Origin of the sequence: Rubrobacter calidifluminis (assembly GCF_028617075.1) — a bacterium.
Lineage (GTDB): Bacteria > Actinomycetota > Rubrobacteria > Rubrobacterales > Rubrobacteraceae > Rubrobacter_E > Rubrobacter_E calidifluminis.
Genome location: NZ_JAQKGV010000011.1, coordinates 79073 through 103592, shown reverse-complemented (window position 1 = coordinate 103592; position 24520 = coordinate 79073). Strand labels below are relative to the sequence as shown.

The 24520-nt window shown below is 66.0% G+C and carries 22 protein-coding genes and 1 pseudogene; 10 read left to right on the top strand and 13 right to left on the bottom strand.

Annotated features, from left to right (window positions below):
- Positions 1 to 48: 48 nt before the first annotated feature.
- The 9 genes from PJB24_RS10450 (at position 49) to PJB24_RS10410 (ending at position 11049) form a co-directional block, all read left to right on the top strand.
- Entirely contained in the window at positions 49 to 1362 is a 1314-nt protein-coding gene (locus PJB24_RS10450) for an aspartate aminotransferase family protein (RefSeq protein WP_273845564.1), read from the top strand.
- A 4-nt stretch (positions 1363 to 1366) separates the two neighbouring features.
- Complete coding sequence (locus PJB24_RS10445; RefSeq protein WP_273845563.1) at positions 1367 to 2623, top strand: Zn-dependent hydrolase; 1257 nt, start codon at positions 1367 to 1369, stop codon at positions 2621 to 2623.
- A 184-nt stretch (positions 2624 to 2807) separates the two neighbouring features.
- Complete coding sequence (locus tag PJB24_RS10440) at positions 2808 to 4334, top strand: NCS1 family nucleobase:cation symporter-1 (RefSeq protein WP_273845561.1); 1527 nt, start codon at positions 2808 to 2810, stop codon at positions 4332 to 4334.
- A gap of 3 nt (positions 4335 to 4337) precedes the next feature.
- Positions 4338 to 5348 carry a TIGR03842 family LLM class F420-dependent oxidoreductase gene (locus PJB24_RS10435; RefSeq protein ID WP_273845558.1) on the top strand — a complete coding sequence of 337 codons (1011 nt, stop codon included), beginning with the start codon at positions 4338 to 4340 and terminating at the stop codon, positions 5346 to 5348.
- A gap of 79 nt (positions 5349 to 5427) precedes the next feature.
- Entirely contained in the window at positions 5428 to 6528 is a 1101-nt protein-coding gene (locus tag PJB24_RS10430; RefSeq protein ID WP_273845556.1) for a BMP family lipoprotein, read from the top strand.
- Positions 6529 to 6543: 15 nt separating this feature from the next.
- On the top strand, positions 6544 to 8112 hold the full coding sequence (locus PJB24_RS10425) for an ABC transporter ATP-binding protein (protein WP_273845554.1): 1569 nt from the start codon (positions 6544 to 6546) through the stop codon (positions 8110 to 8112).
- Complete coding sequence (locus tag PJB24_RS10420) at positions 8109 to 9206, top strand: ABC transporter permease (protein ID WP_273845552.1); 1098 nt, start codon at positions 8109 to 8111, stop codon at positions 9204 to 9206. Before PJB24_RS10425 ends, PJB24_RS10420 begins: the two co-directional genes overlap by 4 nt.
- Positions 9207 to 10130, top strand: coding sequence for an ABC transporter permease (locus PJB24_RS10415; protein ID WP_273845550.1), 924 nt, complete (start codon positions 9207 to 9209; stop codon positions 10128 to 10130).
- Between the two features lie 4 nt (positions 10131 to 10134).
- Positions 10135 to 11049, top strand: coding sequence for a pseudouridine-5'-phosphate glycosidase (locus PJB24_RS10410; RefSeq protein WP_273845549.1), 915 nt, complete (start codon positions 10135 to 10137; stop codon positions 11047 to 11049).
- 208 nt (positions 11050 to 11257) lie between these two features.
- On the opposite strand, the gene PJB24_RS10405 is transcribed toward PJB24_RS10410, so the two are convergent.
- The 13 genes and pseudogenes from PJB24_RS10405 to PJB24_RS10345 form a co-directional block, all read right to left on the bottom strand.
- The gene (locus PJB24_RS10405) at positions 11258 to 11683 is read right to left on the bottom strand and encodes a VOC family protein (RefSeq protein ID WP_273845547.1); all 426 of its coding nucleotides are present in this window, start codon (positions 11681 to 11683) and stop codon (positions 11258 to 11260) included.
- Positions 11680 to 12468: an SDR family NAD(P)-dependent oxidoreductase gene (locus tag PJB24_RS10400; RefSeq protein ID WP_273845544.1), complete on the bottom strand. Its 789-nt coding sequence runs from the start codon at positions 12466 to 12468 to the stop codon at positions 11680 to 11682. Before PJB24_RS10400 ends, PJB24_RS10405 begins: the two co-directional genes overlap by 4 nt.
- A 6-nt stretch (positions 12469 to 12474) precedes the next feature.
- A complete protein-coding gene (locus tag PJB24_RS10395) occupies positions 12475 to 12768 on the bottom strand; it encodes a putative quinol monooxygenase (RefSeq protein WP_273845543.1) in 294 nt (97 codons plus the stop codon).
- Positions 12769 to 12773: 5 nt separating this feature from the next.
- Positions 12774 to 13550 carry an SDR family NAD(P)-dependent oxidoreductase gene (locus PJB24_RS10390; RefSeq protein ID WP_273845541.1) on the bottom strand — a complete coding sequence of 259 codons (777 nt, stop codon included), beginning with the start codon at positions 13548 to 13550 and terminating at the stop codon, positions 12774 to 12776.
- Positions 13538 to 14500 (bottom strand): fumarylacetoacetate hydrolase family protein, encoded by a 963-nt coding sequence (locus PJB24_RS10385; RefSeq protein WP_420541926.1) that lies wholly within the window; start codon positions 14498 to 14500, stop codon positions 13538 to 13540. Before PJB24_RS10385 ends, PJB24_RS10390 begins: the two co-directional genes overlap by 13 nt.
- A complete protein-coding gene (locus tag PJB24_RS10380; RefSeq protein WP_273845537.1) occupies positions 14481 to 15932 on the bottom strand; it encodes an FAD-binding oxidoreductase in 1452 nt (483 codons plus the stop codon). The genes PJB24_RS10385 and PJB24_RS10380 overlap by 20 nt, the downstream gene beginning before the upstream one ends.
- Positions 15933 to 15993: 61 nt before the next feature.
- A pseudogene (locus PJB24_RS10375) lies at positions 15994 to 16874 on the bottom strand (cyclase family protein).
- Entirely contained in the window at positions 16871 to 17962 is a 1092-nt protein-coding gene (locus tag PJB24_RS10370) for an amidohydrolase family protein (RefSeq protein WP_273845533.1), read from the bottom strand. The pseudogene PJB24_RS10375 and the gene PJB24_RS10370 overlap by 4 nt, the downstream one beginning before the upstream one ends.
- The gene (locus tag PJB24_RS10365; RefSeq protein ID WP_273845531.1) at positions 17959 to 19296 is read right to left on the bottom strand and encodes an MFS transporter; all 1338 of its coding nucleotides are present in this window, start codon (positions 19294 to 19296) and stop codon (positions 17959 to 17961) included. The genes PJB24_RS10370 and PJB24_RS10365 overlap by 4 nt, the downstream gene beginning before the upstream one ends.
- Complete coding sequence (locus tag PJB24_RS10360; protein ID WP_273845530.1) at positions 19293 to 20306, bottom strand: fumarylacetoacetate hydrolase family protein; 1014 nt, start codon at positions 20304 to 20306, stop codon at positions 19293 to 19295. The genes PJB24_RS10365 and PJB24_RS10360 overlap by 4 nt, the downstream gene beginning before the upstream one ends.
- Positions 20307 to 20317: 11 nt before the next feature.
- Positions 20318 to 21457, bottom strand: a complete 1140-nt coding sequence (locus tag PJB24_RS10355; protein WP_273845529.1) for an FAD-dependent oxidoreductase — start codon at positions 21455 to 21457, stop codon at positions 20318 to 20320.
- 2 nt (positions 21458 to 21459) lie between these two features.
- Entirely contained in the window at positions 21460 to 22497 is a 1038-nt protein-coding gene (locus PJB24_RS10350) for a VOC family protein (protein ID WP_273845526.1), read from the bottom strand.
- Positions 22498 to 22600: 103 nt separating this feature from the next.
- On the bottom strand, positions 22601 to 23533 hold the full coding sequence (locus PJB24_RS10345) for a LysR substrate-binding domain-containing protein (protein WP_273845524.1): 933 nt from the start codon (positions 23531 to 23533) through the stop codon (positions 22601 to 22603).
- A gap of 124 nt (positions 23534 to 23657) precedes the next feature.
- On the opposite strand from PJB24_RS10345, the gene PJB24_RS10340 reads away from it, so the two are divergent.
- Positions 23658 to 24440, top strand: a complete 783-nt coding sequence (locus PJB24_RS10340) for a cyclase family protein (protein WP_273845522.1) — start codon at positions 23658 to 23660, stop codon at positions 24438 to 24440.
- The last annotated feature ends 80 nt before the right edge of the window (positions 24441 to 24520 follow it).

Genomic DNA, 24520 nt, shown 5'->3' with positions numbered 1-24520 from the left:
GGAGTTGGTAGGTCTCATCGTCTGGAGGAGCAGAAGGCTGGTGATCGTATGAAGCCGGAGGAGCTGTACGAGCGGCACCGGGCGGTGCTGCCGGATTGGATCTCGCTCTACTACGAGAAGCCCATCGAGCTCGTGCGCGGGGAGGGCTACAGGGTCTGGGATTCCGAGGGCAACGAGTACCTGGACTTCTTCGGCGGGATCGTCACCACCATAAGCGGGCACGCCGTCCCGGAGATCGTCGAGGCCGTGAAGGAGCAGGCGCAGAAGATCTTCCACTCCTCGACCCTCTACCTGATCGAGAGCCAGGTCAGGCTGGCGGAGAAGCTGATCTCTCTCTCCCCCATCTCGGGGGAGCAGAAGGTCTTCTTCGTCGGCAGCGGCTCGGAGGCAAACGAGGCGGCGCTGCTCTTCGCGACGACCTACCGCTCCTCGAGCGAGGTGATAGCCCTCCGCGGCTCCTACCACGGTGGATCCTTCGGCACCATGGGGATAACCGGCCAGGGGAGCTGGAGGCCCACCCCGCGCACCGCGCTGGACGTCTCCTACGCCATGCCCCCGCACCGCTCATACAGCCCGCTCTACGGGCGCCACGACGACCCGGAAGAACTGGCCCGGGCGTGCGCCGAGGACGTGCGGAGCCTGATCGAGACCTCCACCACCGGGCGGGTGGCGGCCTTCATCGCCGAGCCGATACAGGGCGTGGGGGGGTTCGTGGAGCTGCCCCCCGCCTACCTCTCGCGGGTGAAGGAGATCCTGGACGAGTACGGCGTCCTGTTCGTCTCCGACGAGGTACAGACCGCTTTCGGCCGCACCGGGAGCCACTTCTGGGGCATCGAGCAGTCCGGGGTGGAACCCGACCTCATCACCATGGCGAAAGGGCTCGGAAACGGGCTAGCCATCGGGGCGGTGATGGGCAGAGCCGGGGTCATCGACTCCCTCTCCCCCAAGCAGCACATCTCCACCTTCGGCGGCAACCCGATCTCGACAGCCGGGGCGCTCGCCAACCTGGAGTACATCCTCAAGAACGACCTGCAGAAGAACGCCGACGAAGTCGGCGGCTACCTGAAAGAGCGGCTCGTCGCGCTCGCCGGAGAGCACCGCTGCGTGGGCGAGGTGCGCGGCAGGGGCCTGATGCTCGCCATCGAGATCGTCGGACCCGGCGGTGAGCCCGACGGTGCTGCGGCGGCCCGCTTCCTCGAGGCCTGCCGGGAGCGCGGGGTGCTCGTCGGCAAGGGGGGTCTGAGGGGCAACGCCATCCGCATAGCGCCGCCGCTCACCATAACCCGCGAGGCGGCCAGAAGGGCGGCCGAGGTCTTCGATGAGGCGCTCGCAGAGGTGGAGTCGAAGGAGAAGGTGGGCTGAGGAGATGGAGATCGCGGAGAACGTCGACCACGGGCGCGCTATAGCCGAGCTGAAGGAGCTCGCGGAGCTCACCGGTGGTCCAGAAGGGGCGCGCAGGGTCTGCTGGACCGACGAGTGGGCGAAGGCCCGCCGGTGGCTGAGGGAGAAGCTCGATGAGATCGGCTGTGAGGTCGAGACGGACGAAGCCGGCAACCTCTGGGGCACCGTGCGCGGGGCCTCGGAGAGGGCCGTCCTGCTCGGCGGGCACATAGACTCCGTCCCGAACGGTGGCTGGCTCGACGGCTGCCTGAACACCATCGCCGCGATGGAGACGCTGCGGGTGCTGGCGCAGCGGGACGAGCTCCCCGTGACCGTGCGGCTCGTGGACTGGGCCGACGAGGAGGGAGCACGCTTCGGGAGGAGCCTTCTGGGATCGAGCGCCTGCTCGGGGACGCTCGACCCCGACGAGGTGCGCAACCTGAAGGACAGGGACGGTATCGCGCTCCCCGACGCGCTCAGGGAGCACGGCGTCGAACTAGACAGGATGAACGAGTCGCACCGGCAACTCGAGAACGCCGCGGCCTACCTCGAGCTGCACATCGAGCAGGGGCCGGTGCTCGAGCGGCTGGACATCCCGGTCGGGGTGGTGCTCGGCACCTTCGGGGTCGAGCGGCACGCGGTCAGCTTCACCGGGCAGCACGCCCACTCCGGGTCGACCCCGATGGACGTGAGGAAGGATGCGTTCATCGCCGCCGCGCGCTCGGCCATAGCGTTCCGGGACGACGCCGCCCACCGCGACGACGTACGCGCCACCACCGGATTCGTCAACGTCTCGCCCGGCATCGTCACCGCGTTCAACGGGTGGTGCGAGATGTCGCTCGACCAGCGGGCCCTCGACGCCGGGGTGATATCGGACATGCTCGCCGTGGCAAAAGAGAACAGCGAACGCATCGCGCGCGAGGAGGGCTGTGAGGTGCGTTGGGAGAGGCTCTGGCGCATCGAGCCCCGTCCGTTCGACGAACACCTCATCGAGATGGCCGAGGAGGCCGTGCAGGAGGTCACCGGTACCTCGCATCGGCTCCCATCGGGGCCGCTGCACGATGCGGCGGAGATGGCCCCGCTGATGCCTACGGTGATGCTCTTCGTCAAATCCCTCGGGGGGCTCAGCCACACCAAAGAGGAGGACACCCCCGAGGAAGACATCGCGCTCGCAGTGCAGGCGTTCTACCGGCTCGCGGTCAAGACGGTGGGCTGGGTCGCCGGTGGAGGCGGGCGGCGGTGAGCGCCGGGTCGCCCCTGGAAGGGAGAGGTTTCGGGGGAGCCTGAACGGGGGCTGTACATCCGGCCAGGCGGGACGGGAGACGGGTGGGGCTGATCCGTCCGGCGGGCCGAGGAAGTTTCGGGTGGGGAGGCACTAGGCTCTTTCGTGGAGAAGAAGGAGCCGTGCCGGAGTAAAGGAGGAGAGAGTGGAACGGGACGTGGCGGTAGGAAGGCGCGAGGTGGAGCGGCTCGAAGAGGAGGTCGGCTCCTCACCGCTCTACAACGAGGACCTCGCTCCCACGGGGGCGGAGCAGAGGACCTGGACGACCTACAACATCGCGGCGCTCTGGATCGGGATGAGCGTCGTCATCACCACCTACACCCTGGCCTCCGGGCTCATGGTCGCCGGGATGAACTGGTGGCAGGCGCTGCTCACGGTCTCCTTGGGGAACGTGCTCGTCCTGATCCCGATGCTCTTGAACGCGCATGCCGGAACCAGGTACGGGGTGCCCTTCCCGGTCTTCGTGCGCTCGTCGTTCGGGGTGCGGGGGGCGAACTTCGCCGCGATAGCCCGGGCGCTCGTCGCCTGCGGCTGGTTCGGGATACAGACCTGGATCGGGGGGCTCGCCGTGGACGCCCTCGCCACCGCGGCCTACGGCGGCTGGCAGGACGTTCCCGGGCACCGCTTCATCACCTTCTTCATCTTCTGGGGCGTGCAGGTCGCGATAATCCTGTTCGGGGTCGAGGGGGTGAGGAGGTTCGAGTCGATCGCCGCACCGCTCCTCCTGTTGGGCGGGGTGGTGCTCCTCGTCTGGGGATTCGTCGCCGGTGGCGGGGTGGGGCACGTCTTCACCGCCTCGGCTAGGCTGCAACAGGGGAATGCTCCCTTCTGGTCGCTCTTCTGGACCGGGCTCGCCGCGAACGTGGGTTACTGGATCACGCTGTCTCTGAACATCCCGGACTTCACCCGCTACGCCAAAAGCCAGCGGGCGCAGGTTCTGGGGCAGGTCATCGGGCTCCCGCCGACGATGACCGCCTTCAGCTTCCTCGGGATAGCGGTCACCGCCGCCACCGTGGTCATCTTCGGCAAGCCCATCTGGGACCCGGTCGCGCTCACCACCAAGATCGCCGGGGGGCTGCCGGTGGTCCTGATCGCCGCGATGATAATCGTCGCCATCGCTCAGATCTCGACGAACATGGCCGCCAACGTCGTCTCGCCCTCCTTCGACTTCTCGAACCTGCTGCCGAAGTACATCTCTTTCCGGACCGGCGGGCTCATAACGGCGGTCATCGGGATCATCTCGTTCCCCTGGGTGCTCTACGAGAGCGCGAGCGCCTACATCTTCACCTGGCTCGTCGGCTACAGCAGCCTGCTCGGGGCGATAGCTGCGGTGATGATCTCGGACTACTGGATCGTACGCCGCCGCAACCTCTCCGTTCCCGACCTCTACAAGACCGACGGGCGCTACGCGTACTCCGGCGGGTGGAACTGGCGGGCCATCGTCGCGGTGCTGGTCGGTGTGGTGCCGGTCATCCCCGGCTTCGTCAAGGCCGCGACCACCCCGAACTTCGGCGGGGTCTTCCAGAACCCGAGCCTGGTCGAGAGCCTCTACAACTACGGGCTCTTCTTCACTTTCTTCGCCGCCGGGCTGGCCTACCTGGTGCTCAGCTACGCCACCGGGGGTGCCCGCGAGCCCGCCGCGGAGTCCGAGCGGGAGCCGGAGGCCACCTGAGAGATGGACTTCGGCGTAACGTTCCAGACGGACCCACCGGCCTGGCGCATCGTCGAGCTGACCAGGCGCGCCGAGGAGCTCGGGTTCACCCACGCCTGGACCTTCGACTCGCACATCCTCTGGCAGGAGCCATACGTGATCCACTCGCAGATGCTCTCGGCGACGGAGAGGATCAAGGTAGGTCCGTTCGTCACCAACCCGGCGACCCGTGACCCTACCGTGACGGCCTCTATCTTCGCCACGTTGAACGACATGTTCGGAGGACGCACGGTCTGCGGCATCGGGCGCGGGGACTCGGCGCAGCGGGTGCTCGGGAGGAAGCCGACGACGCTCGGGCAGCTCGAGGAGGCGATCCGCGTCATAAGGGAGCTCGCCGGGGGACGGGAGGTCGAGATGCCGGGGGGCAGGGTGCGAATCCCCTGGGTGAGGGAGGGGCGCCTGGAGGTGTGGGTAGCGGGCTACGGGCCGAAGGCGCTCGACCTCGTCGGGCGGGTCGCCGACGGGTTCATCCTGCAACTCGCGGATCCGGTGATCCTGCGCTGGACCCTCTCGCGGGTGAGGGAGTCGGCGGAGGCGGCAGGGCGTGATCCGGACGAGATAACCATCTGCGTCGCCGCCCCGGCCTACGTCGGGGGGGATATCTCCCACCAGCGCGACCAGTGCCAGTGGTTCGGCGGGATGGTCGGCAACCACGTGGCGGACCTGGTCGCCCGTTACGGAGAGGACGGGGAGGTGCCCCGCGAGCTCACCGATTACATAAAGGCCCGTGAAGGCTACGACTACTCCCACCACGGACGGGCGGACAACCCGACCACGGAGTTCGTGCCGGACGAGATCGTCGAGCGGTTCTGCGTGCTCGGCACGGCGGAGGAGCACGTCGAGAAGTTGAAGACCCTGAGAGACCTCGGTGCGGATCAGTTCAACCTCTACCTCATGCACGACGCGATGGAGCAGACGCTGGAGGCGTACGGGCGCGAGGTGATCCCGGCTCTCGCGGACGAGGAGGTGAGGTGAGGGGGGTTGCGGAGAAGTTCCCCGGATATATAGAATTGAGCGAACGGTCTAGGCGTCTCTTCGAAGCGGGGTTTTAAGGGTGATCAAACGCGTCGGGTTACTGGCAGTGGTGGTGTTGCTCGCGTTGGTCCTTGCCGGATGCGGCTCCGGCGGCTCGGCGAACGGGGGCTCAAGCGGCGGTGGCGGCAAGGCCGGCTCGGGCGGCAAGCAGGCGAGCGCCGGCGGCAACAGCAAGGTCAAACCGGCGATGAACACCGACGTCGGCGGGCTCGGGGACAAGGGGTTCAACGACGCGGCGTACAAGGGCCTCAAGGAGGCCAGGAAGAAGCTCGGGGTGAAGATAGAGGTCCTGCAGTCCAGCTCGCCGACCGACTACCAGAGCAACCTCTCCCAGCTCGCCAGCTCCGGCTACAAGCCGGTGTACGCCATCGGGTTCTTGCAGTCCGACGCTTTGAAGCAGGTCGCCCAGCAGTACCCCGACACCAACTTCGCGATCGTCGACTCGGTGGTGAAGGCCCCGAACGTGGCGAGCCTCATCTTCAGCGACAACCAGGGGGCCTACCTCGCGGGCGTGGTCGCGGGGGACATGACCCAGATCAAAACGCCCTACACCAACCCCAAGACCAAGGTCGTCGGTTTCATAGGAGGGCAGAACTCGCCCCTGATCCGCGGCTTCCAGGCCGGGTTCGACGCCGGGGTGAAGTCCGTGTGCCCGGACTGCAAGGTCATAGACCAGTACGTGGGTTCAACCCCGGATGCGTTCAACGACCCGGCGACGGCCAAACAGATCGCGCTCAACCAGATCAGCCAGGGGGCGGACATCGTCTACCCGGCGGCGGGCAACAGCGCCTCGGGGGCTTTCGAGGCGGCGCGTGAGAAGCACGTCTTCGCCATCGGGGTGGACCAGGACCAGGCCCCGCAGTTCCCGAAGGATCCGATCCTGACCTCGACGGTCAAGGGCGTGGACAACGCGGTCTTCCAGACGATAGAGGATGCCGCGAAGGGCAAGTTCCCCGCCGGGAAGACCATAGAGTTCGGGCTCAAGAACGGAGGCTACAAGCTGGCGCCGTTCCACCGCTTCTCGAACCTCGTCCCCCAGAAGGTCAAGAACGACCTGAAGAAGGCGCGCGAGGGGATAATCTCGGGCAAGATAAAGGTGCCCACCACGCCTTCTAAGTAGTCCGGGTAGAGCCGGATGAGCGCAGGCAGGGATACGGAACGCCGACCCTCCGGCCCTCCGGCCGTACTCGAGATGCGGGGGGTCACGAAGACCTTCGGGCCCGTCGTGGCCAACGACCACATCTCGCTCGTGCTGCACCGCGGCGAGGTCCTGGGGCTTCTGGGGGAGAACGGGGCGGGCAAGTCCACCCTGATGAAGATCCTCTACGGCCTCTACAGCCCGGACGAGGGTGAGATCTTCGTCGACGGGGAGCGGGTCGAGATCCGGACCCCGGCGGATGCGGTCCGGCTCGGGATCGGGATGGTCCACCAGCACTTCACGCTCATCCCGCGGCTCACCGTGGCGGAGAACATCGTGCTCGGCTCGGAGCCGCGCGGGAGGGGTGGGACGCTGGACATGAGCGGGGCGATCCGGGCCACCGAGGAGCTCAGCCGGCGCTACGGGCTCCGGGTGGACCCGAGGGCCCGGGTGGCGGACCTCTCGGTGGGGCTGCAGCAGCGGGTCGAGATCCTCAAGGCGCTCTACCGGGAGGCGCGCATCCTGGTCCTGGACGAGCCCACGGCCGTGCTCACGCCGCAGGAGACGCGGGACCTCTTCGGGGTCCTGAAGGAGCTCGTCGCCGACGGGCTCTCGATCATCTTCATCACCCACAAGCTCGAGGAGCTCTTCGGGGTGAGCGACAACATAACGGTCATCCGCGACGGGAGGGTCGTGAACACCGTGCGCACCTCCGACTCCGACGCCCGGCAGCTCGCCCGGCTCATGGTCGGGCGGGACGTGGTCCTGCAGGTGGAGAAGAAGCCGGAGGTGAAGGGGGAGGCCCTCCGGCTGGAGGTGAGGGGGCTCGTCGTCGAGTCGGAGTTCGGGGTGGGAGTCAGGGGCGTAGACCTCGCGGTGCGTGCCGGGGAGATCCTCGGGATAGCCGGGGTCGACGGCAACGGGCAGACCGAGCTCGCCGAGGCGCTCGCCGGGATGCGCCCCGTGGACTCCGGCGGGGTCTACCTCGACGGGGAGGAGGTGACGCACCTCGGCGCGCGGGAGCGCCACGAGCGGGGGCTCGCGTACATCCCGGAGGACCGCAGGGAGAAAGGGCTCGTGCAGGAGTTCACGCTGGCCGAGAACTACGCGCTGAAATCCTACGCGAAGGCGCCGTTCTCGCGGTGGGGATGGCTCTTCCCGGGCCGGATGCGCCGGGAGGCGGAGAAGCAGCTTCGGGCCTTCGACGTGAGGCCGCTCGACCCGGACGCGCCGGCCCGGACCCTCTCCGGGGGCAACCAGCAGAAGGTGATCCTGGCGCGCGAGCTCTCCGGGGAGCCCGGGGTCATCATCGCCTCCCAGCCCACCCGGGGTCTGGATGTGGGGGCGATAGAGTTCGTGCACGAGATGTTGCTGAAGCAGCGGGAGGCGGGCAAGGCGGTGCTCCTGATCTCGATGGAGCTCGAAGAGGTGCGCTCGCTCTCCGACAGGATCGCGGTGATCTACGACGGCGGGATAGTGGGCGAGCTGGAGGCCGGTGAGGCGACCGACGAACAGCTGGGGTTGCTGATGGCCGGGCACAGCCCCGAGGAGGCGGGCCTCAGGTGAGCGCGGCCGGAGTCACCGGCTCTTTTGCCCGCCGGCTGCTCGTCGGGAGCATCCGGGCGCTCCTTTTCCCGGTCGTCGCGATAGTGCTCGCGCTCGTGATAGGGGCGATCATCGTCGCGGCGACCGGCAACAACCCGGCGGCGGCCTACGGGGCGCTGCTCGACGGGGCGTTCGGCTCGGCGCCGGCGGTGGGCCGGACGCTCGTAAACGCCACGCCGCTGGTCCTCACCGGGCTCGCCTTCGCGATCCCCTTCCGGGCCTCGATGTTCAACATCGGGGGTGAGGGACAGCTCTTCATCGGGGCGATCACCGCGGCCGCGCTCGGCACCACCGTCGCGGGGAGCGGAGTGGTGTGGGTGGCGATCATCATCCTGGCCTGTCTCGCGGCGGGGTTTTTGTGGGGGGCCATCCCCGGACTTCTCAAGGCCCGCTTCGGGGCGCACGAGGTGATAACCACGATCATGCTCAACTACGTGGGCATAAACCTCGCCTACTGGCTGGCGCAACACCCGTTCTCCGGGCACGGCACGGTGCCGGGCACCGGCTTCGTGAGCGCCCGGCTCGCCTACTTCGGGGGCGGGCTCGGGCAGGCCAACTACGGTTCGCTCGTCGCCATACTGGCCGCGGTGGCGGCGTACCTCTTGCTGTGGCGCACCACGCTCGGCTACACGCTGCGCGCCGTGGGGCACTCCCCGGAGGCCGCCCGCTACGCGGGGATGAGCCTCGGGCTGAGCACGACGCTCGCGATGGCCATAGGCGGGGCGTTCGCGGCCGTGGGTGGCGGGATCGAGGTGATCGGGACGTTCGGGAGCATGAGCGTGCCGTTCGTCTCGAACCTCGGGTTCAACGGCATCGGGGTCGCGATGCTCGGGCGCAACCACCCGGCCGGGATCGTGCTCGGGGCGCTCCTGCTCGGGGCGCTGCAGGGCGGGGCGCAGCAGATGCAGTTCGCGACGCAGGTGCCGCTGGATCTCGCGAACGTGATCATCGCGATCATACTGCTCTTCGTCACGGCGGTGGGGCTCGTCGAGCTCCTTATAGGCAGAAAACGCCTCAGGGCGATGCTCTCGGGCAGGAGAGGGAAGGAGGCCTGAGTGGCGGATTTTGTGGGTCAGATCACGCCGCTCCTCTCGGGGACCATCAGCAACGCCACACCGCTCATCCTCACGGCCGTCGGGGCGGTCTTCAGCGAGCGCTCGGGGGTGATGAACATAGGGCTCGAGGGGATGATGCTGATCAGCGCGTTCGCCGGGGCCGTGGGCGGGTACTTCGCCGGGAGCGTGTGGGTGGGGCTCCTCTTCGCGCTCCTCGCCGGGCTCGTCTTCGCGCTCATCCATGCGCTGATGTGCGTAACCTTCGAGGCCGACCAGATTATCTCCGGCACCGCCATAAACCTGCTCGCTCTCGCCGCCCCCGGGTTCATCATGCTCATCATCTTCGGGCACAAGGGCACCACGCCCACCGTCCCCAACTTCAACAACCTGAGCATCCCGCTCCTCAGCAGGATCCCGTTCGCAGGCCCCGCCCTCTTCGATCAGGACGCGATCGTCTACATCATGTACCTGCTCATCCCCCTGGCATACTTCGTGCTCTTCAAGACCAGCTTCGGGCTCAGGCTCAGGGCGACCGGTGAGTCCCCCGAATCGGTCGACGTCGCCGGGATCAGCGTGAGCCGGATGCGCTACTACGGGGTTGCGATCTCGGGGGTGATGGCCGGGCTCGGAGGGCTCTACCTCTCGACGGGGCTCCTCTCAGCGTTCACCGAGAACATGACCGGCGGGCGGGGCTTCATCGCGCTCGCGGCGATGATCTTCGGTCGCTGGCACCCGATAGGCGCCACCCTGGCCGCGCTCCTGTTCGGCTTCGCGGAGGCCGTCGCGACCCGCTACGGGCAGGGCTTCGTCCCGGTGGAGTTCTCGCAGATGATCCCCTACGTACTCACGATCCTGGTGCTCGCGGGCGTCGGGGGCAGGGCGATCCCCCCGGCGGCGATCGGTCGCCCCTACCGCAAGGAGTGATCCATTGAAAGCAAGGATCGAAGCCAGCCCGGAGGTGGAGGAGGCCCTGCGGGAGGGCCGTCCGGTCGTCGCGCTGGAGTCCACCCTGATCTCTCACGGCCTGCCCCGACCGGACAACCTGCGCGTCGCCCGCGAGCTGGAGGAGATCGTACGAGATGAGGGTGCGGTTCCCGCGACCGTGGGCGTCGTCGGTGGCGTCCCCAGGGTGGGGCTCGGGACGGACGAGATAGAGCTTCTCGCAACCGCGGAGGAGGTGGCCAAGCTCTCGGCGCGCGACCTCCCCATCGCGGCGACGAAGGGCATCCACGGGGCGACGACCGTCGCCGCCACGGCGCATCTCGCTGCGCGCCTCGGAATACGGCTCTTCGCCACCGGGGGGCTCGGCGGGGTGCACCGCGGGGCGCGTGAGTCCTGGGACGTCTCGGCCGACCTCGCCGCCCTCTCCCGCACGCCGGTCGCCGTGGTCTGCTCGGGCGTGAAATCCATCCTCGACGTCCCGGCGACCCTGGAGTATCTGGAGACGCTCGGTGTTCCGGTGGTGGGGTTCGGAACCGACCGCTTCCCCGGCTTCTACCTCTCCGACTCGGGATATTCGCTGGATTGGTCCCTGGACGACGAGACGCAGGTCGCCCGCCTGATGGAGAACCTCCCGGCCGTCGGCCTCGAGCGCAGCGGGCTGGTGATCGCGAACCCCGTTTCTCCCGAGGACCAGCTCGACCCGGAGCTACACGACGAGGCGCTGAAGAGCGGCCTCGAGGCTCTCGAGCGCCACGGCATACGGGGCAGGGAGGTCACGCCTTTCCTGCTGGATCACTTCCTTAAAGTCACCGGGGGCAGGAGCCTGGAGGTGAACGAGAAGATAGTCGGGAACAACGCCCGCCTCGCCGCGCGCATCGCCGTCGCCCTGGCCAAGGTGTAGTCCCGTAGGGATTTGACGTCGCCCGGAGACGTACCGTCGCTGGGGGCACCCAAACCGTGTGATATGGGGGTGTATCTTCGGGTGATGGTCTGGCTGGGAGAATGACGTCGAGCGGCTTATCGCGAGCACCTTCTCCGGGAGCAAGGTGGTCCGGAAGAGATGCCGTGTTCCATTCCGAAGAAGACAACCGTAGTCGCCATCAGTTCTTTCAGGTGACGAGTTCGATCAGGTTTCCCTCGGGGTCGGAGACGTAGGCCATGCGAGAGCCGGGGATCGGAGCGGGTCGTGGGGACCAGACCGCTCGAGCACCAGCGGAGATCAGATGCTCAAAGCAGGCGTCCAGGTCACTGACCCTGAGAGCGATGTGCCCGTAGCCTCGTATCAGTGCCGCCGCGAACGGGTCGGAGTAGTTCCCGACCACCTTGGAGCCAGCCCGTTCCAGCAGCTCCAGCCCGAGCCCACACGCATGCGAGAGCAGACGCCCGCGTAGACCCTTCTGCTCCACCTCGAAGGCACCCTCGACCGTGAAGCCCAAAGTGTTGGCATACCAGGCTGTCATCGCATCGAGGTCAGCTACCGAGATGCCCACGTGATAGAGCTCAAACCGTACTGCTGCACTTCTCTTGCCGTTCATCCCGCATCTCGCGCGCCGGGGAGCGCGGCGGACCAGCCCCCGTCGACGACGAGGTTCGCCCCGGTGATGTATGCTGCTTCGTCGCTGGCGGGGAATACCGCTGCGCTGACTACGTCCTCCGGCGTCCCAACACGGCGGAGCGGGATACTCTGCGAGATCTCGTACATCGGGTGGTCCGGATGCAGGAGCGTCTTTCGCGCCCCCTCGGTCGAGATCATGCCGGGGCTGATGCAGTTCACGCGGATGCCGTATTTCGCTCCTTCGGCGGCCAGTTGGCGGGTCAGGGCTATGACGCCGCCTTTGGACACGGTGTGCGCGGTCCGGGCGTTGGTCATGGAGCCCCGCATACCGGCGGTAGACCCGATGTTGATGATTGCGCCACCTCCTCCCTCTTTGAGGAATCCCCAGGCATGTTTGCAAGCCAGAAAGACGGAGTCGAGTTCCGCCGTGAGGGTGAAGCGCCAGTCATCGAACGATTGCTCATCCACGGACACGAAGCGCACGGCTCCAGCGTTGTTGTAGAGGATGTCTGTCTTGCCGAAAGCATTTGCGGCCGTCTGGATCCAGGAACTGACGGACGATTCGTCGGTCACGTCCAGCGAATCCACACTGAGCATCGTGCCGCCGAGTTTCCTGACGATCTTCACCGTCTCCACCGCTGCTTCTTTCAGGAGATCGCCGCCGACCACGAGGGCTCCCTCGGCGGCGAAGCGCAGTGCTGCCGCCCTTCCCTGTCCCCGCGCCGTCCCGGAGATCGGAGTGACCTTGCCGTCGAGCCGTCCCATCTCGCGCTAGAGATCTATCGTCTGGTAGAAGCTGCGCTCTCGGCTCTCGAGCGCGGGGATCGCCTCCCCGAAGCCATACCGCTGGAAATGCTCCGAGGCGCCGTGCGCTTCGTAGGCCTTCTCATCCGTGTAGATCTCGTAGAAGAAGAACACCCGCGGGTTATCCGGATCCTGATTGGGCTGGTAGAAGAGGCACCCCGGCTCGTTGCGTGATGCCGGGATCAGCTTCCGTATCGCCGCCAGAACCTTCTCCTCCGCTCCTTCTTTCGCAACCCATTTCGCCGCAACCACGTAAGCCATTCTCCTCAGTCTCCTTTCGATCTTTCCATCGCCTCTCGCTGTAGCGCGTCGGAGAGGAATTTAGCCCCACCGTGAGCCCACTGGCCGCCGTCGACCGGGATCTCCGCTCCGTTTATGTACGAGGATTCTCCAGAGAGGAGGAAAACCACGAGTGGTGCGACCTCATGCACAGTCCCGGGCCGACCGAGCGGGGTGGCGGCGTCGTTGGCCTTGAGAAAGGCTGGTGGGGCCGAGGCGGTCATCGGGGTTTCTATGTAGCCCGGGTGGATCGTGTTGACCCGGATGCCGCGCGGACCGAGCTCCATGCTGGCGACCCGCGAGAGACCCCTGAGCGCCCACTTGCTCGCCGTGTAAGCCACGGTGTAGTGTCCGGTGAGCGCCGCGAGCGAACCGACGTTGACGATCGAGGCGCCACGCGGCATGAGAGGCAAGAGCGTCTGTATACCGAGAAGCACCCCGGTGACGTTGACGGAGAAAACATGCTCCCAGTCCGCGAGTGCCACCTCCCCGAGGCGTGCCCGGTGGGTGAGCCCGGCGTTGTTCACGAGCCCGTCTACCCGGCCGTACTGCTCTTCCAGGAAGGTCCGGAGGGCTTGCCAATCCTCCGGGCAGGTGACGTCGAGCTTCCGGTAAGAGACATAAGGGATCGTTGTGTCCGGTATCTCGGCGACGTCTGCCGCCACGACGACGGCACCCTCGCGGGCGAGCGCGGCCGCCTCCGCCGCGCCCTGCCCGCGGGCGGCCCCGGTGACCACGATGACCCTGCCCTCTACCCGCCCCACGCGCGCTTCCTCCTGTAAGCGGCGGCCCGTGCGCGGGGGATTGGCACGGGAGTCACACCCTCGACGATGCGGTTTTCGATCTCGCCGATCCCCTCGACGGTCATCCGCACCACGTCGCCCGCCTCAAGCGGCGGCGGCTCCTGCCTGCCCGTTCTCCCCCACAGCTCGGCGAGGCACCCAGAGCCGCAGGTGCCTGATCCCAGCACGTCTCCCGGCATGATCCAGGTGCCGCGCGAGGCGTAGGCTGCCAGTTCCTCAAAAGACCAGGCCATGTTGGCCAGGGTGTCGTCTCCGATCTTTTCACCGTTCACGTAGACCTCCATCTCGAGGTCGAGTCGGTCGCCGCGGCGGTAGGGCTCCAGCTCGTCTGAGGTTACGATCCAGGGACCGAGGGTGTTCGCGAAGTCCTTCCCCTTGGCGGGTCCCAGTCCGATCTGCATCTCGTGGCGCTGGAGGTCGCGGGCGGACCAGTCGTTGAGGATCGTGTAACCCGCGATGTGTACGCGCGCCTCCTCCGGCGTCAGATCGCTCCCGGCCCGGCCCACGATCGCGGCCACCTCCAGCTCGAAGTCCAGCGCCCGGCAGCCCGGTGGGATCGGCACGGGGTCGTAGGGGCCGATCACGGAGTAGGGGTTGCCGAAGTAAAAGGTGGGGATCTCGTACCAGGTTTCGGGGATCCCCCCCTCCCCCGAGACGCTTCTGGTAACGCCCTCGACGTGCTCCTCGAAGACCACGAAATCCCGCAGCGTGGGTGGGCGGAGCGGAGCCAGCAGGCGAACGCCGGAGAGGGCAACCGGTGCCTCCGCGGCCCGCGTGATCCGCTCACGCTCTTCCGGTTCGGCGGCGAGCAATCGAAGGAGGTTTACTCCCTCCGGCAGCGGGTGGATCTCCTCTCCGGAGACAACGCCGAGCCTTTCCACGCCTCCGGATTCATATCTCGCTATTCGCACTTTCAGCCTCCTCGTTCTTCTCGGAGCCATGACGAGACCATCTGTCACTCCTGATGGTCCACTTATTGGTGTTGAGCGGAACATCCTCCGCCGCCAGGTAAGAGCAGAACAGGCCGTCTGGGTCGTACCGGGTACGCAGCTTTTGCAGGCGGCGCCAGTTGTCTTCGGCCATGAACCTGGCCGGGCGACTCACAAGGTCTGCGTCCGCCAGGAAGAGTCCCGCCGTGATCGGCTCTATCCGACGCATCTGGGAAGTGAGCCAGCGTTGACAGGCTTCGTCGTCGGCCTCATCCTCCCATATCGTGTATACGGCAAGATAGACGTCGGTTTGCAGGGAGAGGGCCATGTCGGGTATTTGACGGAGGGGCGACATGCTGAACCAGAGGACGAAGGACTTCTCGTTGGGTATCGTGGCAAACAACTCGCGCAGGGCCGGCACGGCATCTCCTGGTCCGGCGGAGAGCCAGGCGTTATCCGCTGCGTAACGGTGTCCTTCTGGGTTCTGATTTCTCTGGATGGCCCGCAGGGCTTCCATGGTCGTCGGCCTTGCAGAGCGCTGCACGAGCGCCCGGTCCACTACCGGACACGTTTCGAGCGGGGAGAGTGCCCTGGTCGCCTCCTCGAGCGTATCGACGAATGCAACGCCGTCGACGACTATGACGGGATCTCCCTGATGCCGGGCCTCCTGAGGCAGTGGGAACCTGCACCCGACGACCACCAGCTCTACGCTGGGTGCGAGGTCGGTGTGTACCTCGTAGATCCAGTGCATCACCTCCTCGTAGAGGTCCAGCGGATACACGTAGGTGCTCTGGGCGATCATCCCCGGGCGCGGCATCGTCCTGAGGTGGAAGCGCGTCACCACGCCGAAAAAACCGGGCCCGGCACCCCGCGCGGCCCAGAGCAGATCCGCATTCTGGTTCTCGTCCGCCCTGACCGGTTCTCCGTCAGCGGTGACGACGTCTACGGCCTCAATGCGCTCACAGGCCCAACCCCACCCCCGGCAGTTCCATCCCATCCCTCCCTGTAGGAGAAACCCGCCGAGACCTGGTCCCGGGCAATGTCCTCCAGGGAAGAAAAGGCCATGCCTGGCCAGAAAAGGGTCCAGTTCGGCCCCGCCGTTGACCGCCGGACTGGCGCGCACGATCATTGAGTCGGGGTCGAGAGATATCTCGCGTATCTGGGAGAGGTCTATGAGGAGGGCCTCGTCCCGAAGCCCCCAGCCTACCCAGCTGTGTCCGCCCGAGCGTACAGAGACTTTCAGTCCTCGCTCCCGGGCCAGTCGCACGCCAGCCATCACGTCGTTCTCACCCGCGGCTTTGAGGATGGCGGCCGGGAATCGATCTGGTTTGCGAGCGTTGAAGACGGCACCAGTTCTCTCTTCCTCGTATCCGTACTCACCCCGCCAGTAGATCTTGCCTTCGAATGTGCTCATGTGTTTCTCCTCCGCAGGATCGATCGCACAGACTCCGCCGCAGGTGCCGTCATCCGATCCATCACTTCACGGCCATCGTATCGACTGGTGCACCTGCCGTCCCGGTGACAGGCAGAGGGCCTGCCATGAGAAGGAGCTCGTAGACACCATCTCGGGCGCGGTCTTCGGCCAGCGCTCCAAGATCGAACATCTCACCGATAGTAAGGCCCATGTTCGGGATGACGACCTGGTGCAGCGGCGAGAACGCCTCCTTGAACTGAGAGGGCGGAGCTCAAAGTCCCGGGTGTCGGTGGCGATCGCGGCCATCTCGGTCCTATGGAGCCACCGCGCGGTGGAGAACGAGAACTCCGGAGCGTCTCCGCGAGCAGAGTGCCCCCATCCTTCCCGTTGGCAACGCGAGAGCTGACCGATCCTTGCCAGGACCGGGTCTCCTCGGCCGACCACGGAGGTGGGGCCTCGCCTCTCGATGGTCTGGTGGATGTGCTCCTCGGTGATGGCGAAGCCGGCGTTAAGCTCACCGTCTTCACCGATCGCATGCCCGAAGTCTAGGAGCGCGCCCCGACCCACGATGTCGGCTGCCACGTTCTCTATGCCGGTTACGAGATCACCTGCCGACACCACGACCTCGTCGGCGGGGCGGCCGTTGTAGGCCAGGCCGCGGTCGAAGATGTGCCCGAGCCCGGCCCAGTGGGTCGTTCTCTGGAGGGGCACGAAGATCACATCGTCCACTCCTCCGATACCGTGGGGAAAATCCTGCCGTCCGTGCATGGCTTCGTCCCCGGTCTCAGGCATGGTATGGACCGGGTTGCTCCGGCCCATGATCTCCTTCTGGGGCCCATGGAATCGAAACTCATCGACAGCGAGAACACCCTCCCGCGGCGGACGAGCGTCGCGGCGTGGGCGCCGCATCGCGTCGTCTATGAAGTTCACCAGGGTGCTCACGTTCCCACTCCTTTCCCGGGCGAGAGCTTCACTCCGGTCGTCCTGCGGTCTTCGGGACGTTGCACGCTCCTTTCGCCCAGTCCCAGCAGCCTGGTGGCGTTGGCTCCGCAAATGGCATCCCGTCCGGCCGCATCCAGGCCTGGTGATGCGTGGACGTGTCCAACCGGGTCCTCGACGCCCATGTCGAAGGGGAAGTCGGATCCGAGCAGCACCCGTTCGGCCCCGACCCGCGAGACGAGGTACGCCAGCGCCTCTGGTTCGTAGACAAGAGAGTCGAAATAGAGCCTTCTCAGATAGCTGCTCGGTAGCTCTCTGGGGGTGCGGATCTCTTGCCTGACCTTCCAGCCGTGGTCGGAGCGACCGGTGTAGAAGGGCAGATAACCCCCACCGTGAGCGGCGAGGATCCTGAGATCCGGGTGGTAGTCCAGGAGCCCGGAGAAGATGAGGTGGGAGAGCGCCACGGTGGTCTCGACGGGGTTGCCGACGATGTTGGCGAGATAGTGACGGTTCAGGCGTTCGCCCAGCGTGCACCCCCAGGGGTGGATGAAGACCAGAGCACCCAGCTCCTCTGCCCGCGCCCAGAAGCCCCGATATGCCTCGTCGCCGAGCTCTCTGCCAGGAGCCGAGGTCGTTATCTCCACGCCCTTGAGACCAAGCTCGACGACGGCATGCGCCATTGCCTCTTCGGCGACGTCTGGGTGCTGGATCGGGGCGAACCCGAGCCCGACGAAGCGGTCCGGATGAGAGTTGCAAAATCTGGCGATACCCTCGTTCACGGTACGAGCTATGAGTCGAGCGAGCTCGGGCTCCGCCCAGGTGTGATAGTGGGCGGGGGAGGGGCTTACGAGCTGTATGTCCACCCCCTGGCGGTCCATTGCCTCAAGACGTCTCTCTGGATCGGTGAGGGGTGCTTCGATCTCCTCCAACATTGCCAGCTGGTGTTTCATGGTCTCTGAGCCGAAGTTCGCCAGATCGGCCTCGCGCTCGAGCCGGAAGCCATTCTCATTGGCGACGATCTCAAATGCCTCTGGCACTACGGCATGGGTATGGACGTCCACCACACTGCTGGCCGGGCGATCGACGCTCATCTGACGCCTCGAATAGGACGCACGGCCAGAGCACCGAGGAAGGCGAGCAACGCCGCTATCGCGAAGAGTGCCGTGTAGTTTCCGCCCGGCTGACCGCCTCCAGACAGCGGGATGGAGAGGAAAATCGGAGCAACGGCGGGAGCGAGGGATTGCGGAAGCGAACTGGTGATCTGGAAGACGCCAAGATCCTTGGCCACGTTGTCTGGATGCGGCAGTACGTCGGCTACGAGGGCGAGGTCGACCGCCGAGTAGATTCCTTCGGCGAGACCGGTTATCGCCATGCCGATCAAGAACACCTCGAAAGAGGGTGCAAAGGCGATGAATGCGAGCCCTATCCCGTAGAGTGCCGCGGCGCTCATCACGAAGACTTTGCGCCTGCCGAGCCTGTCGGAGAGCCATCCGCCAACGACGCTGACCAGGACGAGCGCCCCGTAGTGGACCAGCGTGCCGAGGAAGACGAACTGGGCGACCTTCTCCGGATCCAGTCCGAGATGGTTTATGAGGTAGAAGGCCTGGTAGGTCACGAGCGTATCCACGCCCATGAAAACCAGGAACCGGCTGAGCCAGGCCCACCCGAAATCCGGGTGCCGGCGTGGGTTCACCCAGAAGCTGTCCAGGAATTCCCGCAACCCGTAGCGGGGCAGTGTTCTGACCTGTTCCAGACCGAGCCTGCGATCTTCGAGGATGCTGAAGAGGATGGCTATGCATACGAAGGCCACACCGGCTGGCAACAGGAACATGAGCGGAATCGTGCCCGAGACTGACTGGGCTATGAACGTGCCTCCGATCGCTCCGACGGGGATTCCCATACCCAGGAATCCCGAAACCAGTCCCCGTTGGCTCATCGGGACGTGGTCTGGCAGTAGAGCCACAAGGGTTGCCAGCAGTGCACTCAGCCCGAGCTGGGCGATGATCCAGCCCAGGAGAACAACGTGTATGCTCTGGCCCATCCCGCATAAGAGCAGACCGATGGTGCCGACCAGCCACCCTCCGGCTATCCAGGGACGGCGCATCCCGAATCTGGAGGGGGTGCGATCGCTGAGCTTGCCGAAGATGGGGTAGGCGACGATCGCGAAGAGACCACCGACGCCCAGCACGAAGGCCAGGCTCCCGGCACTACCTGCCGGATCGATCTGACGGACCTTTACGGCCATCGCGACGAAGGGCGGCGTGAGGTAAGCCATCCAGGCACTCATGTAAGCCAGGGAGAAAGCCAGGATGAAACCAAGACCCACCCTTCTTCGGGGTTCTGCCGTCACGGTCTGCGCGACGGCTTCGGGAACGAGAGGATCTCCTCCTGCAGTGTTCCCGGCCGGTGTTCCGTGCTCGCTCATTTCCTGTATCCTCCTTTCTCCGGCGTGCAGCAGTTGCGCTGCATGCCGAGACCGGTGATCTCACACTCCATCACGTCGCCTTCTTTGAGAAAGCGCCCCCAGTGCGAGCCGTTGCCCGCGGGGGAGCCGGTGAGGATGAGGTCTCCGGGCCGGAGCGTCACCCTGGACGACGCGTAGGAGACGAGCCGGGCGACGTCGAAGATCATGTCCGCGGTGGACTCGTCCTGCATGATCTTGCCGTTGAGCCTGAGGGTGATGCGCAGCTCCGCCGGGTCGCCGACGAGTTCTTTGGGAACGATGTAGGGCCCGGTCGGCAGAAAGGTGGGCGCGTTCTTGGAGCGGAGCCAGTCGGTGCCTATGGCCTTGAGGTCGGGTCGGTAGACGAGGTCGCGGGTGGTGATGTCGTTGGCGATGGTGTACCCGGCGACGAGGTCGAGAGCCTGCCCTGGGGATACGTGGCGACCGCTCCTTCCGATTACTGCGACGAGCTCGAGTTCCCAGTCGTGCTGATCTCCCCTGGCGGGGAGCACGACGTCGTCGTAGGCCCCGCAGAGGGCGGTCGGGGAGCCAAGGAAGAGATAGGGCTCTCCGTGCGCGACGCGTTCATCCATGAGCCTCTCGCCGCGACGGCGCACCTCGGCCTCCTCTCCGGCGCTCATCCGGGGGTTCCCGGCCTTCGCCTCGGCGACGATCAGGTCGACCACGTGCCTGTGGTAGTTGGCCCCGCTCTGCAGGATCTGGATCGGCTCGACGGGCGGCAGCACCCGCAGCGAGGCGAGATCGCGGCTCTCTGAGGTGCCCCGTTCCGCGAGGCCGGCCAGCGCCGCGAGGTTCGCATCCCACTCCTGTAGGATCTCGCGGGTGGATGAGAAGCGCCCCGCGCCGGGCACCTCCGTTCTGGAGAGGTCCACCACACGCTCTTCCTCCAGCACGAGGCCCGGGAAGACGTGGCTGCCGTCCGCGAAGGTTCCGAGGGCGAACCAGGTGCCGCTCATATCAGTGGGTTTCATGCGACCTCCTCCTAGATCGGCTCGGCGAGGACGACGGCGCTCTCGGCCGTGAGGGCCGCCGGATCGATGCCGAGGGACGGGTCCATCTCCCCTTTGCCGATCCGGGTCGAGACGTCGACCACGTACCTGCACCTCTCGTAGCGCCGCCGCATGAAGGCCTCGAGCGCCTCCTGAACTGAGACGTCCTTCTCCAGCTCCCAGGCGAGCACCACCGCGTCTTCGATGGCCATCGAGGCCCCCTGCCCGATGTGCGGAGAGGTGGCGTGGGCCGCGTCCCCGATCAGGACGACCCGGCCGCGGTACCATGGCGGGGGCAGCAGGATGGTCTCTACCGGGCGGTAGACGACCTTCCCCGAATCGTTGATGTACCGGTCACGCACCCCGGCCACGGGTCCCCCGAACTCCGCCAAGCGCTCGCGGAAGATCCCGGCGAGCCGGGCCTCCGGCAGCTTCCTGTCGGGCGGCGAATCTGGCGGGGGCTTCTCAATGAAGAGGATGTACATGAGGTCCGGCGCGAGCGGCACGAAGCCCGCCTTCCCCCTGTTCCCCTGAAACATGCAGATCCTGTCCACCTCCGGCAGCCGGGGGACGTTGTAGCGCCAGACCACCTGCCCGGTGAACTCGGGCTCGAGATTCGGGTCGAAGACGACCCTGCGAATGAGCGAATGGAGACCGTCGGCCCCGATCACGAGATCGTAGCACCCGGAGGTGCCGTCGGTCAGGCGCACCTCCACACTGTCCTTGTCCTGGTCTAGCCCGGCCACCGTGAGTCCCGTCCTGACCCGGGCGCCGGATTTCTGTACTGCATCCTGCAGGATCTCGTGCAGCCTGGGGCGCGTGATGCCGTTCATCGGCGGGTACTCAGGGCCGGCGATCCTCTCGAAGGGCACGTCGGCGAGCAGGTTGCCCTGGGAATCGAAGAAGCGGGAGCCCTCGAACGGGTAGCCCCGCTCTATGCACTCCCTCCCGAGCCCGATCGCGGCGAGCGCCCGGATCTGGTTGGCCGGCTGGATGATCCCGACCCCGTAGACGTCCCAGCGGGGGTTGATCTCGACGACGTCCACCTCCACCCCGCGGGCCCGCAGCGCGATCGCCGCCGAGAGCCCCCCGATGCCCCCGCCGACGACGAGAACTTTCCGCACCGCCGGCATCTCTATCCCCGCCGGCTGAAGAGCCCGGTGTCGTACAGGTCGCCCGCCCGCTCGGGGAGCGGGAACGACTCCATCATCGACTCGGGCATCCCGATGTTGCGGTAGGCGCTCATCGCCCCCTGCGCAGGCGTCCAGCGCCTGGTCTCCCAGTCGGGCTCGAAGAGCCTGCGGCCGCCGGAGTTGAGCTCGATCCGCATCCCGCCCGGCTCGCGCACGTAGAGGTAGGTGATCTCATCTATCCCGTGCATGCCGGGCCCGAACTCGATGGGCGTCCCCGCGTCGATGAGGATGTGCGCCGCCCGCTCCACGTCGACGCGCTGCTCGAGCCAGAAGGCCACGTGGTTGACCCTCCCGCGTGCCTCGGAGGTCTCCGGTACGAGCCCGAGCTCGTGCGTGGAGTGGCTCGTGAGCGTGGCGAAGACCACGAAGTCAGAGTCCTCCTCCGGGACGATGTAGTCCGTGAACTTGAGACCCAGGGTCTGCTGATGCCACCTGGCCTCGGCCACCAGGTCCGGCGTCGCCACCGTGACGTGGTCTATGTAACGCGGGCAGACGCCGTGACGGGGATGCCTCTGCGGACGTCCGGGGAAGTCCGTGGCAAGCTCGGGCGGTGCCTGCCAGCGCTCGACCTCCCAGAAGACCTCGTGCAGATGCCCGCCAGGGGCGCGGTAGCGGTAGGCCGGGCCATGACCCGTAGTCGCCTCCAGCCAGCCTTCACCCCTCCCCGTCTCCTCGATGCGCTTTACGGCCCGTTCCAGCTCCTCCGGACCCGAGGTGCGCCACCCGACGTGCAACAGAGAGGGCTCATGTCCCTCGGTCACCACCAGGCTGTGGTGGAAGAACTCGCCCCACGCCCGCAGGTAGACGGACTGCCCCTCGCGCCCCGACTCCTGCAGCCCCAGAACGTCGGTGAACCAGCGCACCGACTCTTCCGGATCCGGACTCGAGATCTCCACGTGCGCCAGCTGCGAGATGAGATGCCGGGCCTCGTTCAGGTTGCCCGAAGACTGCTCGCAGTCCCCCATGCCACGTTCGCTCATGGATGTTTCCCTTTCCTCTCGGTTCTTTCCCGAAAGCATTGTGCCGCCGGCTCGCATGAAACGTCCAATACTTTCTTCTTGAAGGATTAATAGGTGTAGACGATTAGTTGTTGAGGCTGGTAGAAGACGGTCGGTGTTGGATGAGTTTACGCTTGGAGACCTCCTCACACACCCCGAGGAAGGCAAGACCCGTTGCAGAGAGATTTTCAGGCCGCCAGGCGATGTAGAGGGTCATCATCGGAACAGGTTTTGCGAGCCGCTTGAAGACTATGCCCGTCGTCTTGATATGTCGAGCCGAAGAGGGGAGGAGCCCCACATACCTGCCGGCGGCGTTGAGGCCCAGCCCCACCTGTATCTCACTAACTTCTTGTTCGATTTTGGGTGTGAAACCGGCTTCTTCGCAGGCCCGGGTCACCTGTTCACAGAAGCCGGGTTCACGTTCGTCGGAGGGCAACACAAAGGCCTCCCCGGACAAGGCTGCGAGCGGCACCGTTCTGGAGCCGGTCAGGGGGTGATCTCTGGGCAGAACCGCCATCATCGGTTCTTTTACGAACGGTTCTATCTTCAGGTCATCGGGGGCAAAATCCGCGGGTGGGCGCAGGAAGCCTATCTGGATGGACCCTTCCTGCAGGGCACTGATCTGGTCCAAGGTGTTTATCTCGCGTGGTGCCAGGTGTACACCCGGGAAGCGCTTCCCGTAAAGGCTCAGAACTTCCGTCACGACGCTGTAGGTGGCGCTCCCCACGAGTCCGATGGCGAGCAAGCCAGCCTCTCCGGAGGCCACACGCCGGGCGGCCTGCAGGGCTTTCTCGCTGTGTTCTAGCGCCAGGTAGGCCTCTTCCAGGAAGGCCAGCCCCGCCTCCGTCAGCCGCACGGTGCGCTTCGTTCGGTAGAGGAGCCTCGCGCCCACCTCCTTCTCCAGGCGCTGTATCTGGGCGCTCAGCGTCGGCTGCACGATGTGCAGTCTCTTCGCCGCCCGGCCGAAGTGGAGCTCCTCGGCGACGGCCACGAAGTATCTGAGGTGTCTGAGCTCCATCCTGGCTTACCTTTCCCGAAGAAATTATAGCTTTCGTCTATCACTCGCGTTCCCGAAAGGTATTGGACCCGGGGACGCGGGGCGGGTAGCGTGTAGAGGACACCCCGGGATAAGGAGGAGAGGTATGGAGAAACGATTCACCTACAGCCGCATCATCGACCTGAGCGTCGGCATAGTACCCGACGCCGTCCACGAGCCACTCAAGCCGAAGATAAGGTACCAGTCGCACGAGGGAGAGAGCGCCGAGATACTGGCCCGTCTCTTCGGCGTGGAGAAAGGGGACTTCGCTCTCTCAGGGGGAAAGGGCGCTGCGGCCGAGGAGATCACGACGGTCGCCCACGCCGGCACCCACGTGGACGCTCCCTGGCACTACGCCCCCACCTCGGAGGGCAGACCGGCGAGGAAAATAGACGAGCTGCCCGTCGAGTGGTTCTTCTCCGACGGCGTGGTGCTGGACTTCAGGCACAAGGGTCCCGGCGAGAAGATCGGGATCGAGGACATCAGGGGAGAGCTCGGGAGGATCGGCTACGAGCTCAAACCGCTTGACATCGTGATGATCATGACCGGGCGTGACAAACATCTGGGCAGCACCGAATACTTCCTGCAGCCGGGGCTCACCCGCTCCTCGGTGCTGTGGCTCTGCGACCGCGGGGTGAAAGTCATCGGGATCGACGCCTACAGCCTCGACCGCAACTTCGAGGCCGAAGCGAGAGAGTTCCGCGAGACGGGCGACGGGACCCTGCTGTGGGAGGCCCACTTCGCCGGGATAGAGCGGGAGTACTGCCAGATCGAGAAGCTCGCGAACCTGGATCGCATCCCACGCCCCTACGGCTTCAAGGTCTCCTGTCCGCCGGTGAAGATACAGGGTGGCAGCGGTGGCTGGTGCCGGGCCTTGGCACTGGTTTGAATCCCGATGTGCGGACGCAGTCCGGAATCGGTCCGGGTGAAGTCTCTCGCCGGGAGACCCTGCCTGGTGCAGTGGACTTC

Bases quoted from the DNA above. Each gene is read 5' to 3' on its own strand.
- PJB24_RS10450 (WP_273845564.1), top strand. From the start codon at position 49: ATGAAGCCGGAGGAGCTGTACGAGCGGCACCGGGCGGTGCTGCCGGAT.
- PJB24_RS10445 (WP_273845563.1), top strand. From the start codon at position 1,367: ATGGAGATCGCGGAGAACGTCGACCACGGGCGCGCTATAGCCGAGCTG.
- PJB24_RS10435 (WP_273845558.1), top strand. From the start codon at position 4,338: ATGGACTTCGGCGTAACGTTCCAGACGGACCCACCGGCCTGGCGCATC.
- PJB24_RS10425 (WP_273845554.1), top strand. From the start codon at position 6,544: ATGAGCGCAGGCAGGGATACGGAACGCCGACCCTCCGGCCCTCCGGCC.
- PJB24_RS10405 (WP_273845547.1), bottom strand. From the start codon at position 11,683: ATGAACGGCAAGAGAAGTGCAGCAGTACGGTTTGAGCTCTATCACGTG.
- PJB24_RS10400 (WP_273845544.1), bottom strand. From the start codon at position 12,468: ATGGGACGGCTCGACGGCAAGGTCACTCCGATCTCCGGGACGGCGCGG.
- PJB24_RS10395 (WP_273845543.1), bottom strand. From the start codon at position 12,768: ATGGCTTACGTGGTTGCGGCGAAATGGGTTGCGAAAGAAGGAGCGGAG.
- PJB24_RS10380 (WP_273845537.1), bottom strand. From the start codon at position 15,932: ATGAGCACATTCGAAGGCAAGATCTACTGGCGGGGTGAGTACGGATAC.
- PJB24_RS10370 (WP_273845533.1), bottom strand. From the start codon at position 17,962: ATGAGCGTCGATCGCCCGGCCAGCAGTGTGGTGGACGTCCATACCCAT.
- PJB24_RS10365 (WP_273845531.1), bottom strand. From the start codon at position 19,296: ATGAGCGAGCACGGAACACCGGCCGGGAACACTGCAGGAGGAGATCCT.
- PJB24_RS10360 (WP_273845530.1), bottom strand. From the start codon at position 20,306: ATGAAACCCACTGATATGAGCGGCACCTGGTTCGCCCTCGGAACCTTC.
- PJB24_RS10355 (WP_273845529.1), bottom strand. From the start codon at position 21,457: ATGCCGGCGGTGCGGAAAGTTCTCGTCGTCGGCGGGGGCATCGGGGGG.
- PJB24_RS10350 (WP_273845526.1), bottom strand. From the start codon at position 22,497: ATGAGCGAACGTGGCATGGGGGACTGCGAGCAGTCTTCGGGCAACCTG.
- PJB24_RS10345 (WP_273845524.1), bottom strand. From the start codon at position 23,533: ATGGAGCTCAGACACCTCAGATACTTCGTGGCCGTCGCCGAGGAGCTC.
- PJB24_RS10340 (WP_273845522.1), top strand. From the start codon at position 23,658: ATGGAGAAACGATTCACCTACAGCCGCATCATCGACCTGAGCGTCGGC.